Raw genomic sequence first — 16,709 nt, 5'->3', positions numbered from 1 at the left:
GTTTGTAATGCAAATTTGTTAATTTTCTATGTTTACTCAGCTTAAAAAGCTTTAGAATATAAACCTAAAAAATTGTAAAGTCTATATAATATCCACGTCAAAGAATTTTATTTTTGGACGTAAATGAAAAACGCTAATTGAATAGAGTTTTTATTTCAATTTTTATCAAGGCATCAATACTATACTTGTTAAAAAAGGAAAAACTAGAAAATTAAATTTGTACAAGAATCTTAACCTAATAAAGATAAATGGATAATATAATAGCATTAGCAACCCCATCAGGATCGGGTGCCATTGGAGTTATTCGTATTTCAGGAAATAATGCAATTGAATTGGCAGCAACTTTTTTTAAATCTATTCGTGAAAAAGATTTAAAGAAGCAGAAAAGTCATAGTATCCATTTGGGCCATATCATTGATGGCAATAAGGTATTAGACGAAGTTTTAGTATCTGTTTTCAAAGGGCCTAATTCTTATACTGGAGAAAATGTAGTCGAAATTTCTTGTCACGGTTCTATATACATTCAACAACAGGTTATCCAACTCTTTCTTAAAAATGGCTGTCGTAACGCTAAAGCAGGAGAATTTACTTTACGAGCCTTTTTAAATGGGAAAATGGATTTAAGTCAAGCTGAAGCGGTGGCAGATTTAATAGCTAGCGATAGTGAAACGTCCCATCAAATAGCTTTGCAGCAAATGCGAGGCGGTTTTAGCAATGATATTCAAAAGCTAAGGGAAGAGCTTTTAAATTTTGCCTCGCTTATTGAATTAGAGCTTGATTTTTCAGAAGAAGATGTTGAATTTGCTGATAGGTCAGAATTTCATAACCTTTTGAGCAGGATCAGCGAGACCCTAAAAAAATTAATTGATTCTTTTGCTTTGGGCAATGTGCTAAAAAATGGCATTCCAGTTGCAATAGTGGGCGAACCAAACGTAGGTAAATCCACCTTGTTAAATTCCTTACTGAATGAGGAACGTGCTATCGTTAGTGATATTCCTGGCACAACAAGAGATACCGTAGAAGACCAGATTTCCATTGGAGGCGTTACTTTTCGTTTTATTGATACTGCCGGGATAAGGGATACCAATGATAAGGTTGAGAAAATTGGGATAGCTCGTACATTTGAAAAAATGGAAAATGCAGGTCTTGTTATATATCTATTTGAAGCCTCAAAAAATAAAGAAACTGAAATCGAAATACTTAAGAGTAAATATCCAGATAAAAATATATTAGTTGTTGCCAATAAGATTGATGAAGTTGATAAAAAGCGTATTGAATATCTAAAAAAAGTGCATCCTAAAGTTCTTTTTTTAGCAGCTAGAACGGGTTTTGGTATAGATAGGTTAAAAACGATACTTTTGGAATTATCTAATGCCGGAGCATTAGGAAAAAATGATACTGTTGTTTCCAATAACAGACACTATGATGCCTTATTAAAAGCTCTAGAAGAAATTCAAAAGGTAAACGAAAGCATGTCCAATGGAGTTTCTAACGACCTGGTAGCAATTGATATTAGGGAAGCCATATATCATTTAGGGGAGATTACGGGTCAGGTTACTAATGATGAGCTGTTAGGCAATATATTTTCTAATTTCTGTATCGGAAAGTAAATTATAAGATACCCTTCTAGTAGATGTATATTTGTATTCCAAATTTTATGCATGTTTACATTTTTCTCAAAAAAAGAATATCTAGTTGACCATTTAAGTGGTTTCGTTGATATACACAATCATATTCTACCTGGTATTGACGATGGTGCAAAGAATATTGAAGAATCAATTAAATTAATCAAAGGGTTTTTAGAGTTCGGAGTAACTAATTTTATTTGTACTCCACATATCATGCATAATTACCATGAAAACACTCCTAAAACTATAAAGAAAGCCTTCAAGCTATTAGAAAAAGAAATAGAGGAATATAATATCAAGAACATCTATTTAGACTATTCTGCAGAACATATGATAGATGATAATTTTGAGAGTCTATTGGAAACCGGCAATATCCTTCCCTTAAAATCTAATCATTTATTAATTGAAATGTCCTATTTACAACCTAGTATAAATTTTGATGTCTCAGTCGAAAAAATAAAGCAATTACAAATGTTTCCTTTACTTGCTCACCCAGAAAGGTACCACTACCTAAATTCAGATAAAAAGTCTCACAAAAAAATCAAATCAATGGGGGTCAAATATCAACTTAATATGCTCTCCTTAAGTAACTATTATGGTAAAGAAATTCAAAGCGAAGCCCTTAAACTTTTAGATAATGGGCAATATGATTTTGTTGCTAGTGATGTGCACAATTTAAAGCATCTAAATCATCTAAAGAACAACGTGACAATAGACAAGAGAAATCTCAATAAGGTCTTACTTCTAATTAATAAAACAATTGAAACCTTTTATTGATTAATATAGGCTATACATTACTTCCTAAATTGCCACCATTTTTTTTCTTGAACCCCATATCCGTATCCATATTTGCCGCCATATCCCAAATAGTTACTTTTAACACCATTGACGATAAATGAAAGATTTTTCAATTTTCCCTTTTTCAAAAGTTGAATAGGATATTCCAGCACTTTTCTCTGGGTAACACCAGCTTTTGTGGTATAAATAATTTGGTCAGCGTATTTGCTTAAAATAAGAGTGTCGGTTACTGCCAAAAGAGGTGCAGAATCTACTATAATGTAATCATACTTATTTTTAGCAAGTTCAAATAATTCTTTTGCCCTTTGACTCATAAGTAATTCCGATGGATTAGGTGGAATTTGACCAGAATAAATCATGTCAAAATTATAGTCGTTAATGTTCACAGGATTTACAATATCTTTTAAGCTTAAATCGGAGTCGTGCAGAAATTCTGTGAAACCTTTTAAAGTATTTCTTGTAGATTTGGAAATAAAATCTTCTTTTAATGCTTCGGAATAAAAACTATGCAAACTTGGATTTCTAATATCTCCTCCGAGCAAAAGAACCCTTTTTCTAGTAATAGATAAGATAAGAGAAAGATTTGAAGACACAAATGTCTTACCCTCGCCAGGAACGCTTGACGTAATTAAAACAATTTTACCATCACCATTTTTTGAAGATGTATTCAGTACATAGTCCAAATTGGTTCTTAAGATTCTAAATGATTCACTTAATACCGAACGGTCATTCTTGGTGATCAACAAGCTCTCCTTTTTGCTAATCTTTGGTACTTCTGCCAAAACAGAATAGTTTTCTCCGATGACTCCCTCCAGACCAATTTTGTTGTGGATTTTGTTATCTAATAAATCCTTTGCATAAATTATTGAGAAAGGAACAAGAAGGCCCAAGATGAAGAATGCCAAATAAATTACTTTACGTTTGGGAGACACTGGAAAGTTAGACCCATATGCCATATCAACAATTTTAGATTTTGGGGTTGCAGAGGCAAAAGTAATTTGAGACTCTTCCCGTTTTTGTAAAAGGTAAAGATAGAGAGATTCTGTTGTTTGTTGTTTTCTTGAAATATCCCTTAATGCTCTTTCATTTGATGGGGCGGCATATATTCTAGAGTTAATTTGAGAAAGCTGTTTACTCAAACTGTTAACCTGCAAATTTAAATTATTGGTAACGTTGTTTAAACTTGACTGCATTCCTTTTTTTAAACTTTCTAGTTGTTGATCTAACTTAACGATTACAGGGTTTTTCTCATTTGAACTTTTTAGGAGTCTTTTTCTTTGTGCCACCAATTCATTATATCGTGAAGCAGAGTTGTCTATATTCTGATCGGAAAGTCCAACAGCAGGAATTACATCAAAGCCTTCTTGATTTTCCAACATATTTTGCATGGAACTTGCAATATTCAATTGAATGTTTGCCTGTTGTAGCTGTTGTTCACCCGCCGCACTTTGCGAAAAGTTAACATTGGATTGAGATCCTAAATCAGCGATCCCACGACTAGATTTAAAATTTTCAGCCGTTTCATCAACAGATGATAAACTAGAATAAATTTCACTTATACGATCATTAATAAACTTTGTTGTTCGGTCGGCTATTGCCTTTTTATCACTGACAGCATTATTATTATTAGTGATAATTAGATTATTGATATAATCTACCGCTCTTTGTTCAATTGGGTCAATTATAGAAATATTTACAATATTGGAAAGTTTATCTTGAGCACTTACATTGATTCTTGACCGATACCCCTCGGCAACAAAATCTAAAGGGCTTAACATGATTTTAATTCTACTATTCCTATAGTTCTTTAATCTATTAGTATTTGGAATCAAAATAATATCACCAATTTCAGTTTTAATATTAGATCCAAATGTATATGTCTTTGGAGACTCATCTTCGCTCTCAGAATAACCAAAATTAGTATCTGATTTTAGGTCAACATAAAATTCATGCTTTGAACTATTGATTACTGAATCAGCTGCAAGAAAATTTATCGAAAATGGGTGATTTTCACTTCCATAAATTTCAGAACTCTTAATATTGCCTAGTATAAAATACCTTAGATTAATCCTTAATTTTTTAACAACGTCAATATGGTTGCTTCTTGCATTTAAAATTTCGATTTCATCCTTAATCTGGGTTTTTCCACCAGAAAGTATATCCAAATCCTGAAGAACGCTTAGCTCTGATGTTGAGTTTTTATCTTCAAGTATTTGAATCTTGGCGGTTGCACTATATTCCGGAACAGTATACCTTAGATAAGTAAATGCAAGTGCTATAGCAATAATTACGCTTAGCAAAAACCATTTCCAATGTTTTAGATAACCATTGATTATTTCATTTAGATCCAAATTGTTATCGCTCATCAATACAATAGTTGATTATTGGGGTAAATTCAAATAAAGACTAGTTTCGTGTCAAAATAATTACTGCAGAAGTAATTAAAACAGAAGCAATAGAAACAGCTATAGTTGCTCTTTGATCAAGACTAGAAGCAGTTTTCCCTGATTTATTCGGTTCAACATAAACCACGTCGTTCTGGGTAAGGTAATAAACAGGTGATTTTAAGGCCTCTTTTTGATTAAGGTTGATGCGGTGATAAACTTTGGTTCCATCAAAATCCCGTAATACCATTATATTGTCTCGCTTACCTTTTATATTAATATCTCCTGCTAGACCAATTGCCTCCATAATGGTAATTTGTTCCCCATTAACCGGATAGGTCCCTGGCCTGTTAACTGCGCCAAGTACAGTTACCGTAAAATTTTGAATTCTGATATTGATAATCGGATCTACAAGATAATCAGCTAGTTTTTGCCTTAAAAGTGTTCTTGTTTCTGCTGGAGACAAGCCTACAATTTTAATTTTACCAACCACGGGGAAATCAATTTCACCATTTTTATCGACCAAATAATTTACCTGCTCTGCACGTATACCACCTTCTTGTGCACCTCTAAAAAGATTAAAGGGCGCACTGGCCTCAGGGTCCAAAGTAGATACATAGATGCTTACAATATCATCTACTTTGAATTTGGTATCGAAAGTACTGTCATTGACCAAAGTCTCGAACTGAGAAGCGTTTTTAAAATAAACTACCCCATCGCCCGATGCGCAAGAGGAAAATATAACTAATATGATTACACAAATTATTGATAAATTTCTCATGCCTATTCAGATACTTATTTGGTTACTAATTGAGTAGAAGTTTCTTCTTTTTTTTCCATCTTTTTCTCATCGAATTTACAAAAATCAGAATTATTCGAAACAAACTCGGGAACTATATTTTTCATTAACTTAACAGTATTCTCTTTGAAAAACATATTTGAAACGCAGAGCTCATCAATCTTAGCTCTTACCGAAGAATAATCTATTTCTCGAACCTTACTGATCATTATTTTGTCATGATACGTAGGCAAGGTATTTTCTCCATTCGCTAAAAGTTCCTCATAGAGTTTTTCACCCGGTCTCAGTCCTGTAATCTTTATATCAATATCCTCAGGATAATTAAGTCCTGAAAGTCTAATCATGTTTTTAGCCAAATCCAATATTTTTACCGACTCACCCATATCAAAAATAAAAATCTCACCTCCTTTTCCCATGGCCCCCGCTTCTAACACCAATTGCGAAGCTTCTGGGATTGTCATAAAATACCTCGTAATATCTTTATGAGTTACTGTTAAAGGTCCTCCTTTCTCAATTTGCTTTCTAAACAATGGAATTACCGACCCATTCGACCCTAAAACATTTCCAAACCTGGTCGTAACAAACTTGGTCTTTTCTTCTTGTTGTCTACAGCTAATATACATTTCTGCGATTCGTTTTGAAGCCCCCATAATGTTGGTCGGGTTTACTGCCTTATCTGTTGAAACAAAAACGAACTTCTCAACCCCATATTCAATTGAAAGGTCAACAATATTTTTGGTTCCTGCTATGTTGATCTTAATGGCCTCGTATGGATTTTGTTCCATTAAAGGAACATGTTTGTATGCAGCAGCGTGGAAAATTCTATTGGGTTTATACTCATCAAATAAAACTCTCATCTTATTTTTATCCCTAATATCACTAACAATTGGAACAAAATTAAAAAACCCCGCTTGTTTCAACTCTTGTTGCAAATCATAAAGTGCAGATTCCGCTTGGTCAATTATGACAAGTGTTCGATAGTCATACTTGCATATTTGACGAACCAATTCACTACCTATTGACCCGGCACCGCCGGTAACCATAATAACTTTATCATCAAAATCTTTGGCTACTTTACTGTTTTTTATCTCGATTGGTGGTCTATCCAATAAGTCTTCAATCTGTACTCTTTTTATTTGAGACAACTTCAATTCTCCGTTAATCCAATCCTCTACTGGAGGAACTATTTTGACTTTAACATCTAAGTCAACAACTTCATTTACCAATTTTCGCAAGTGGTTTGGATTCACATTTTGTATAGAAAAAATAATTTCGGTAATGTTATTATAGGTAATAAAATCTTTCGTCAATTTAGATTTGCTAAATACTTTTACTCCATTTATCTGTTTACCGACCTTTTGAGGGTTACTATCAATAAATCCAATAACCCTAACTTTCATTTTTGAATGATTAGTCAAAGTGTTATAGGTAATTATTCCCGACTCTCCTGCTCCATAAATCAATAAATTAGTAGTTGGGGCATTGTCACTTTTAATCAAAGTCTCGTAACAGATTTTAAAAACATATCTAGAGGCCGTGAGAGCGATAAAGGTCAAAAGACTATTAATGATGATAATTGATAAAGGTATTGTGAAATTCTCATAGAAACCTATTTGTCTATTTACTAGAATAATGCCTATGATACCAATACTGGCCATACAAATAGCATTGAAAATGGCATACACATCCTTTATTCCTGTATGGCGAACTACTCCTTTATAACTACCTGAAATAATAAATGAAGAGAGAAATAAAATAATAACCAAAGGTAACTGGGACCAAAGTCTTTGAACTTCAAAATTAAAACTGAGATTAAATCTGATGAAATAGGCTAATGTAAATGATATGCCAACAATGCATAAGTCAACAAACAATACTGTCCATTTAGAAGCATAATGCTTATCATTATCAAAAATATACTTTCTAATCATTTAAGTTCATTTATGATTATTTCACAAACTCGTTCTAAGTCATCAGTACTGAGATTAGAACCACTGGGCAAACACAATCCCCTTTCAAAAAGAGACTGGCTCACACCATTAGTGAAAGAAGCTGCTTTTTTAAAAACCGGCTGTAAATGCATAGGCTTCCACAGTGGTCTAGATTCTATGTTTTCCTCAGCCAAGGCAATTCGAATCTGCTCCCGCACTTTAAAAGAGGGCGTTAGTATACAACTTAGCCATCTATTGGAAAAACTACCCTCAACCTCATCTAGAAAATCAATCGCTTCCAAATGCAATAAATGTTTCTTATAATATGCAAAGTTTGCTCTTCTAGAGGCAACCCTATCCTCCAAAACTTCCATTTGGCCTCTTCCAATACCCGCTAAAACATTGCTCATACGATAATTATATCCTATTTCAGAGTGTTGATAATGAGCAGCTTCGTCTCTGGCTTGGGTTGCCAAAAAAATTGCTTTTTCTTTTGTTTTTGAATCTTTTGTTAGTAAAGCACCGCCGCCTGATGTAGTAATTATTTTGTTTCCGTTGAAGGATAAGATTCCTATATCACCCAAACTGCCACATTTAACGCCGCCATAAGAGCTTCCCAAAGCTTCTGCGCTATCTTCTATTACCGGTATACCATATTTCTTAGAAATATTCATAATCTCATTTGCCATATAGGGCATCCCATATAAGTGTACTGCAATTATGGCTTTAGGCCTTTTACCCGAATTAACTTTTTCAATAATGGCTTCTTCTAATAAAATTGGGCAAATATTCCATGTATCCAACTCACTATCTATAAAAACAGGTTTTGCGCCAAGATATGTAATAGGATTTGCCGATGCAGAGAACGTAAAGCTCTGGCAAAGCACCTCATCACCTGAACCAACTCCTAAAAGCTTTAAAGCAAGGTGAATTGCTCCTGTTCCAGAACTTAAACAAGCCGCATGAATGTCATTTGAAACAAAATCCTCGATGGCCTTTTCAAATCCTTGTACATTAGGTCCAAGGGGGGCTATCCAATTACTATCAAAAGCCTCATTAATGTAGTGTTGTTCCGTTCCTCCCATGTGGGGAGAGGATAACCATATTTTCTCATTGGTGATAATATTCATAGTAGGGGTATAAGGTCAAAACAAAAATAAAAGGAAAAAATGTAGATTGGGCTTTCTAATTGAACAAATCGTCATATGTTCCAAAAAGTCGTTTAAAAACAGTGTAGTATCTTGTCCCAATGCCTTAAAACCTTAAAACACTTCTAACTGCATGGTTATTTTTATTATGTTTTTAAACCCTTCATTAAAAATCTAGTTTGTTTCTAAATTTTTAAAATAAAAAAAGACTTTTTATATATGTATTTTTGCTTTCATCTTCTATAACGCAATAGAGAATGGTTTCGCTATGAATAAATGTAACAAATCTTAATAAATCAAATGAGAGTACTGGTTACTGGAGGAGCAGGTTTTATTGGCTTTTATACCATAAAAAAATTGCTCCAAAAAGGCTATCAAGTTATAGGCCTTGATAATGTTAATGATTACTACAGCACGCAATTAAAATTTGACCGTTTAAAAGAGCTTGGCATTTTAAAAAGTGACGCTCAAAAATTTAACAACAAAGTTTATAGTGAAACATTTTCGAATTTTACCTTTATCAGACTAAATTTAGAAGACAAAAATTCACTGGATCACTTATTTGAAGAGGAAGCAATAAATGTTGTATGCCATCTTGGAGCTCAAGCAGGTGTTAGATACAGCATCGAAAATCCTAAAACCTATATAGAAAGTAATATAAATGGTTTCTTTAATGTTTTGGAATGCTGCAGAAATTTCAACATAAATCATTTGGTATATGCAAGTAGTTCTAGTGTTTATGGTTTAAATAAAGAAGTTCCGTTTAAAACGTCTGATAATGTTGATTTCCCTATAAGTCTTTATGCTGCTACCAAAAAAAGCAATGAATTAATGGCATATACCTATAGTCATTTATACAACTTTAAAACAACGGGGTTACGATTTTTCACGGTATACGGACCTTGGGGAAGACCAGATATGGCGATGTTTCTGTTTACCCAGAATATTATTGAAAACAAAACTATAAGAGTATTTAACAATGGGAAAATGGAACGAGATTTCACCTATATCGACGATATTGTCGAGGGGGTTATTAGAATAATTGAAAATACTAAAAAGGAACGCGTTAATTATAAAATCTATAACATCGGACACGGTAAACCAGTAAAGCTTTTAGATTTTATAAGCACTATAGAAACCAAACTGAACAAAAAAGCAATAAAAGAATTTTTACCCAATCAACCAGGTGATGTCACAAGGACTTGGGCAGATATAAGTGATTTAGTTAGGGACTACGGGCATGAACCTAAAATCTCAATAACTGATGGTGTAGCTTCATTTATCAACTGGTACAAGAAGTATTACAAAATGTAAATAGTTTCATTACGGTCAAATTAAAAATAGATTTCATCGATTGGCCAGACACCGGGACGAAAAAGTAATTATTAATCAAACTATCCAAAGCACTAGTTTTGCCAAATAATTTTATCAGATTAAAGATTTGGATACTATTTTCGCGGTAAAATTGTTATTGTCTTATTAAATTTTAATTAGAAAGAATGAACTTAACGGTTATTGGTAGCGGATATGTAGGATTGGTAAGTGGAACTTGTTTTGCCGAAATGGGAAATAAGGTAACATGTATCGATATTGATGAAGAAAAAATTGAAGGCTTAAAAAATGGCGTCATCCCTATATATGAGCCTGGGCTTGACCAAATGGTGAAACGAAATATCGAAAATGGAACTTTACATTTTAGCACTAAACTCTCTAAACACCTTAATGGCTGTGACGCTGCATTTATAGCGGTTGGCACACCTATGGGAGAAGATGGATCTGCAGATTTAAAATATGTATTGTCCGTCGCCAGAGAAATAGGTACACATATGACAACCCCCCTTACAGTAGTAGATAAATCAACCGTTCCTGTAGGCACTGCCGATAAAGTAAGTAGTGCCATCACCGAAGAACTTGACAAAAGAGGCTTGAAAATAGAATTTCATGTAGTCTCTAATCCTGAATTTCTGAAAGAAGGAGATGCTATAAATGACTTTATGAAGCCAGACCGTGTTGTAATTGGATCTGACAACGAGCATTCCACACAAATAATGAGAAATCTATATTCGCCATTTTTTAGAAGCAGCATGGATCGATTAATCACCATGGATGTTAGGTCTGCAGAGATGACAAAGTACGTAGCAAACGCAATGCTGGCCACAAAAATTTCATTTATGAATGAAATCGCAAATATTTGCGAACTAGTTGGTGCAGATGTTAATAAGGTGAGAATCGGTATTGGATCAGACAGCAGAATAGGGTACAGTTTTATTTATCCCGGTAGTGGATACGGAGGTTCATGTTTTCCTAAAGATGTAAAAGCACTAAAAAAAACTGCAGCAGAATTTGACTATGATGCCCAAATTATTGGGGCGGTAGAAAAAGTTAATGATAAACAAAAATTGGTGATAGCCAATAAAGTCGTTAAAAGGTTTGGTGAAAACCTAAATGGAAAGACCTTTGCTATATGGGGCTTGGCCTTTAAACCGCAAACAGATGACATGCGAGAAGCACCAGCTATATATATTATCAAAGAACTCGTTAAAAGAGGCGCCAAAATAAACGCTTATGACCCCAAGGCAATGGAGGAGGCTCAGCATTTTTATTTAAAAGATACGCCTAATGTATCCTATAAAACCTCGAAATATGAGACCTTAAAAGATGCAGATGCCATGATTCTACTTACGGAATGGAAAGAATTTAGATCTCCAGACTTTGAAGAGTTAAAACAGAGTTTGAAGTCTCCCATAATTTTTGATGGTCGTAACCAGTATAAAGATGATCACTTAAAAAATCTTGGTTTCGAATATTATCAAATAGGAAAAAAAACTGTGGTATAATTTTATCAAAAAAAAGCAAAATTTAAATAGTTTCATCAGTAATTTTTAATCTATCACTGACAAAACCTTTGGTATACATCTTACCTTAGTAAGGTACTTGTTTTTTAGCGGTAAAATTATCTTTTCAAGTGTTTTTTAAATATCATTTCAAGCATTAGATTCTTAAGTTTTGTTAAAATTTGTGCAGTTCATCGAAAATAATATCGATGAAACGTCTAATTTTTAGATCTCTGCGTAGCTTAGCAGGGTATGAATAATGTAATACATCGAATTTATACTAAAGTTTACCGATATTACGTTATCCTTATATCCCAAATTTGTAAGAAAAAACCTATTTATCTGTCTTAACATGAAAAGAGCAACTAATCCCCACAAGTTGATTTTACCATTTGTTATTTTATTATCACTGATTTTGTCCACTTCTTGTGCCAAGGATACTGACCTTTTTCTTGAAGCAGTCCTGGAAGAAGAGGTTATAGATGAGGAAGCCACAACTGATGAATCATCTAATAATGATGAAAATACAGGTAATGAAACGCCACCACCACCTGAACCCGATTTTGAGAACACCAATAGAATAGAGGGTACGTATACACCCACTTCTGCCGCTGAAATATCAGATCCCGTGCGAGCAAATTTTAAGGCCATAATTTCAAAGGATTTTGACTGTAGTAATTGCACATTTGCTCCCAATCAAACAATAGAACCAGCTGGAGGCAGTATTAGTGGGGCAGGTATTAATTTGAACGGTGCCTATATAGAAAATACTGAAAAGCAAGCTTTTGCCCCAGAAGCAAGGTTTAATCAAACTTATAGTAGTTCTAGACTAAGTCCAGAAACATTTGGCGCAAATGGTAATGATTCTTTTGCTGATGACATTCATATTTCTTCATTAATCAATAATTCCTCTTATGCCATAGGTAAAGAAAATGCAATTTATATTAAAAATCAAGAAACCTCATTTAGCCGATTTGGAATTTTTGATTGGGATATGAGAAATTGTATTATTCAGACCACGGACGCAAGTTCGCTAAGTCATGGAGTCACGGTTGATAATTCAATTGACTATCTATTTGACTTCTCAAATATAGATCTAAAGATTACTAACGGTAAATTTGATGGCAAAGATTTAGCCAGTAGGTGTCTTTATTTGAGAAATGTTCGCTCTTATTACTTAGAAAATATAATTATAGAAAACTATTATGCTCCTGCTAACGCATATGCTAGAGGTGTTGCGTTAAAAGTGGATATAAATGACAATTTTACTGGAGGAAATTTACTAAATAGTACTATTAGAAATATCGGTGCAGCCTCTGATGGTAACGCAAATAATGTCCCTTTTGGTGTCTCAAAAGGGCTTTATTATGGAGTGGGAAGTCAGAATCCATCAGAGCAGCTCATCCAAGGTTGCACAATAGAGAATATTTATGGCGATGATGCCGAGGGGTTTATTATAACCCCTGTATATGGATTTACGGATTATGATGAAGCAACTAATAAAGCTAATATAACTTTTAATGATAACACTTTTAAAGCTTGTCAAAGAAGAGCGTTAAAAATAAATGCATCCAATGTGCAACTCACAAATAACTTAATAGAAAGTGCAACTAATGACTGGTTATTTAGTGGAGCTCAGGCTACATTGGTTCATATTTTTCCAGTTAGTCCTCAAAGCCCTCTATACAATGTAAATCTTAACGGTAATACTATTAAAACACTTGGTGATGCTCGAAATCCCGCATTTGGTATAACTGAAGCTAGAAATTGTGTAATTGAAAACAACGTTATGGAGGCAGATTATATTTTAATGCAACGCAATGTTGGATTTGGAAATGGCAGTAATATTGCTGGGTCTAATTCCGGATATTTAGATGACACTGTGATATTTAAGAATAACACTATAACAAATTATTTTATATTATTAGATGCATATTTACTTCCATCTAATGGAGGCTTTGTTTTTGAGAACAATACTATAAACCTAATAATTGATAGGGGTATGGGAGGCAGTTGGGGTGCAATTAGAAGAGCTTACCCTTCAAGAAGTGATATAACAGATCTTACTTTTAAAGACATTACGATTAATGTGAATCAAAAAATATTTACTGGAGATAGTTTTGGAGGTGTAATGTTATCTGAAGCAAGCAGTTTGATAAATGTAACTTTTGATAATGTAGACATTAACTATACAGGTACTGCTGCAGTCCCAACGTATCCATTTGTAAGAATTGGCACTAACCCAAGTGTAAATTTCGGTAATACAAATACCATTATGAATTGTGATATAACTGGTGCAATTGGCACTGGTGCGGTAACTAAAACTGGTAGTGGTAACCCTATAATTAATAACAGTTTTGGTGATGGTGATACACCAATCACTATGAATTAATGAATTTTCATATAAAATACACTTACAACATTACTTCTAAAAAGCTCTCACTATCACCTTGGGAGCTTTTACAGTTTTAAGCAATTGAATTAATCTAAACAAAATATACATAAGATCTCTCCCGAAAAGTTCTTTTTTCAGAAACAAAAATTAGCTTAATATTTGTAAAATATTTATAAGTATTCAAATTAAGACTAGATATTAGATACAAGTATTATTTATGGACAACATCACATGATTGATTTTCTGAAATCTTTACTTTCAAAAGCCGGACTACCTGCTGAAAGTTCATCTTCAAGAAAACTTTTTGTCAATACTGGTTGGCTTTTTTTTGAAAGAGTCTTTACCTTACTAACCGGATTATTCGTAGGAGTATGGGTCACTCGCTATTTAGGTCCCGAGGACTTTGGTCTCTATAGTTATGTGCTAAGTTTTTCAGTTTTATTCACTTCAATAGCTTCTTTTGGCATAGATGAAATCTTTGTTCGTGACTTGGTGAAATTTCCAGAAAGAAAGGATGAACTAATTAGTACTGGTTTTGGCATTAAGCTTTTAGGTGCTATTTCAACTTTTCTATTGTCTGTAATTGCCGTGTTCACTTTTGGCTATGGTAATGAGGATACCGGTACATTTATTTTTATAGTTGTAGGCTCTACAATATTTCAGTGTTTTTCAGTAGTAGATTTGTACTTTCAATCCATAGTGGAAAGTAAAAAAATAGTCAAAGCCAACTCCATTAGACTTGTTATACTTTACATTGCTAAAATACTATTTATTCTTTTTGACTTTCCGTTGTTTGCCTTCGTTTTACTCCTACCGGTAGAGGGCTTGATAAAAGCTTCTAGCTATATTTGGGTTTTTCGTTTAAACAAACTCAACATAAAAATCTCAACTTTTAGTTGGACACTAGCTAAATCAATGATTGGTGAAAGTTGGCCTCTTATCTTAAGTGGATTTGCAATTTCAATGGGACTGCGGATAGATCAAATTATGCTAAAAGAATATCTTCCGTTAGAAAGATTGGGTATTTATTCCACAGGCGTAAGGCTTGCTGAATTAGCATCATTCCTACCAATTGTTATAATGCAAAGTTTGTTTCCTAAAATAATTTCTTCATTAGACCAACAGAAAGATGAATTTATCATTAAAATGATTCGTGTTGTTTTCTACAGTATTTGCTTTATTGCCCTAATAATCACTTTCTTATCGGAGTATATTGTAGAAATTTTGTATGGAGAAAAATTCAAGGAGAGTCATAAAATTCTTAGTATTTTAATTTGGACTATCCCAATTACCTTTCTTGGAATGGTAACCAATAAGCTACTCACTATAAAAAAATTTCAAAAGACTATACTGCTTAAGCAAATTTCATTGACCATTCTTAATGTTGCATTAAACCTTTTCTTTATTCCTAATTTTGGGATTATAGGTGCAGCATACGCCACGCTAATTGCAGATTTTTTTATTAATTTTTTTATGGATGTTTTTCTGAATAATGCTCAATGGATATTCTATTTAAAGCTATCAGCGATTGCTAAATTTAATTTAAAAAAATGAAGATTCTAACAGTTGTAATGGACTTAGATTTTGGGGGTACTCAAAGGGCAGCTCAAGTTTTTGCAGAGGCCTACAACGAATTAAATCATGATTCGAAAATTTTATCTTTGTACGGTTTAGGTTCAAGGCTAGACGAACTGAATCCTGATATTCAGGTATGGGATGGTATAAAATTCATCAATGAAATAAAATCTTGGGGACCAAACTTGATTCATTTTCATTCTACAGGATTAGTATGGGAAGATGTAAACCGTATAATTTTAAATATAAACAATAACTGTAAATACGTTGAGACCAATGTCTTTTCAACACCTAACCCTTGGACATCCATCATGGATGAATCGTTCCAACTGAGTACATGGGCTAATTGGGTTTTCGAATTAAGAGGAGGGCGTAGTATTCAATCTAAAATAGTTCCTAACCCTATAAAGACTAATTCTTTTCAACCAGCTTCAGCCATAGAAGTTAAAAGGTTTAAAGAATCATTAGGGTTGTCTCAAAATGCAATAATTATTGGACGAATTGGTCAAGCGTTCATGGGCAAGTGGTCAACTATGCTAATTGATGTTTTTAATCATTTGGCAGAATCTAATAGTGATATTTATTTACTACTAGTAAATGCCCCCAATGAAATTCTTGAATTAGCGGAGATGTCCAATTTTGCTAATCGCATTAAACATATCCCAAAAATTATTGGAGATAAATCATTAAGTATCGCGTATTCGTCTATGAAAGCAATGGTTCATATTGCAGAACAAGGAGAGAGTTTTGGAATTGTTTTATGCGAATGTATTTTATCAGGTACCCCTGTAGTTACTCTGAGTACACCATGGAATGACAATAGCCAATGTGAAGTAGTTGGTAACAGTAGAGGAGGGCTGGTCGTTCATACCAAAAAAGGTATGATACTAGCTTTAAAGGACATCATTGAAGATAAATTAAATATTCCTATAAAAATTCGCGTAAAAGAAATTAAAAATTCATATGGTTATTTGAAAACAGCAGAGTTCGCTTTGAAAAAAGAAGAAACAAATAATAACCGTAATAATTCTATTAGTCATATTTTTAATGATAGTTACGATAGACCAAATTGGTTAACTAAAGTACTTTTAAAAACAAATAAAGATTTCTTTAGAAAATTAACTATATTTTCTTCAGGGTATAAAAAGTTTTCCTTAAGACTCCTATATAGAAAAATATTTTAATGTTAAATCATAAAGAGAACAAACTACTTAGAA

The 16,709-nt window shown here is 33.3% G+C and carries 11 protein-coding genes; 7 read left to right on the top strand and 4 right to left on the bottom strand.

From position 1 onward, the window contains the following. The first annotated feature begins 248 nt into the window (after positions 1-248). The gene (gene mnmE / locus ACZ1GR_RS17950) at positions 249-1,610 is read left to right on the top strand and encodes a tRNA uridine-5-carboxymethylaminomethyl(34) synthesis GTPase MnmE (RefSeq protein ID WP_472610223.1); all 1,362 of its coding nucleotides are present in this window, start codon (positions 249-251) and stop codon (positions 1,608-1,610) included. Between the two features lie 51 nt (positions 1,611-1,661). Next, positions 1,662-2,405, top strand: a complete 744-nt coding sequence (locus tag ACZ1GR_RS17945) for a tyrosine-protein phosphatase (protein WP_472610222.1) — start codon at positions 1,662-1,664, stop codon at positions 2,403-2,405. Between the two features lie 17 nt (positions 2,406-2,422). Here ACZ1GR_RS17945 and ACZ1GR_RS17940 read toward each other — a convergent pair whose 3' ends face one another. From ACZ1GR_RS17940 to ACZ1GR_RS17925, 4 genes are read right to left on the bottom strand one after another with little or no spacing between them, the layout of a single operon-like run. Continuing rightward, entirely contained in the window at positions 2,423-4,792 is a 2,370-nt protein-coding gene (locus tag ACZ1GR_RS17940; protein ID WP_472610221.1) for a GumC family protein, read from the bottom strand. Between the two features lie 40 nt (positions 4,793-4,832). Continuing rightward, positions 4,833-5,591: a polysaccharide biosynthesis/export family protein gene (locus ACZ1GR_RS17935; protein ID WP_472610220.1), complete on the bottom strand. Its 759-nt coding sequence runs from the start codon at positions 5,589-5,591 to the stop codon at positions 4,833-4,835. A 14-nt stretch (positions 5,592-5,605) separates the two neighbouring features. After that, positions 5,606-7,540 (bottom strand): polysaccharide biosynthesis protein, encoded by a 1,935-nt coding sequence (locus ACZ1GR_RS17930; RefSeq protein ID WP_472610219.1) that lies wholly within the window; start codon positions 7,538-7,540, stop codon positions 5,606-5,608. Then, positions 7,537-8,670, bottom strand: coding sequence for a DegT/DnrJ/EryC1/StrS family aminotransferase (locus ACZ1GR_RS17925; RefSeq protein WP_472610218.1), 1,134 nt, complete (start codon positions 8,668-8,670; stop codon positions 7,537-7,539). The genes ACZ1GR_RS17930 and ACZ1GR_RS17925 overlap by 4 nt, the downstream gene beginning before the upstream one ends. Positions 8,671-8,988: 318 nt before the next feature. Here ACZ1GR_RS17925 and ACZ1GR_RS17920 point away from each other — a divergent pair, with 318 nt between their 5' ends. From ACZ1GR_RS17920 to ACZ1GR_RS17900, 5 genes are all read left to right on the top strand, one after another. Further along, the gene (locus ACZ1GR_RS17920; protein WP_472610217.1) at positions 8,989-10,002 is read left to right on the top strand and encodes an NAD-dependent epimerase/dehydratase family protein; all 1,014 of its coding nucleotides are present in this window, start codon (positions 8,989-8,991) and stop codon (positions 10,000-10,002) included. Between the two features lie 185 nt (positions 10,003-10,187). After that, complete coding sequence (locus ACZ1GR_RS17915) at positions 10,188-11,525, top strand: UDP-glucose dehydrogenase family protein (protein ID WP_472610216.1); 1,338 nt, start codon at positions 10,188-10,190, stop codon at positions 11,523-11,525. Positions 11,526-11,874: 349 nt separating this feature from the next. Next, positions 11,875-13,914 (top strand): hypothetical protein, encoded by a 2,040-nt coding sequence (locus ACZ1GR_RS17910; protein ID WP_472610215.1) that lies wholly within the window; start codon positions 11,875-11,877, stop codon positions 13,912-13,914. 234 nt (positions 13,915-14,148) lie between these two features. Continuing rightward, complete coding sequence (locus ACZ1GR_RS17905) at positions 14,149-15,471, top strand: flippase (protein ID WP_472610214.1); 1,323 nt, start codon at positions 14,149-14,151, stop codon at positions 15,469-15,471. Further along, positions 15,468-16,676, top strand: coding sequence for a glycosyltransferase (locus ACZ1GR_RS17900; protein WP_472610213.1), 1,209 nt, complete (start codon positions 15,468-15,470; stop codon positions 16,674-16,676). Before ACZ1GR_RS17905 ends, ACZ1GR_RS17900 begins: the two co-directional genes overlap by 4 nt. Positions 16,677-16,709: the final 33 nt, after the last annotated feature.

Source organism: Croceitalea sp. W27 (assembly GCF_055693185.1).
This window is presented reverse-complemented; position numbering and strand designations above follow the sequence as displayed.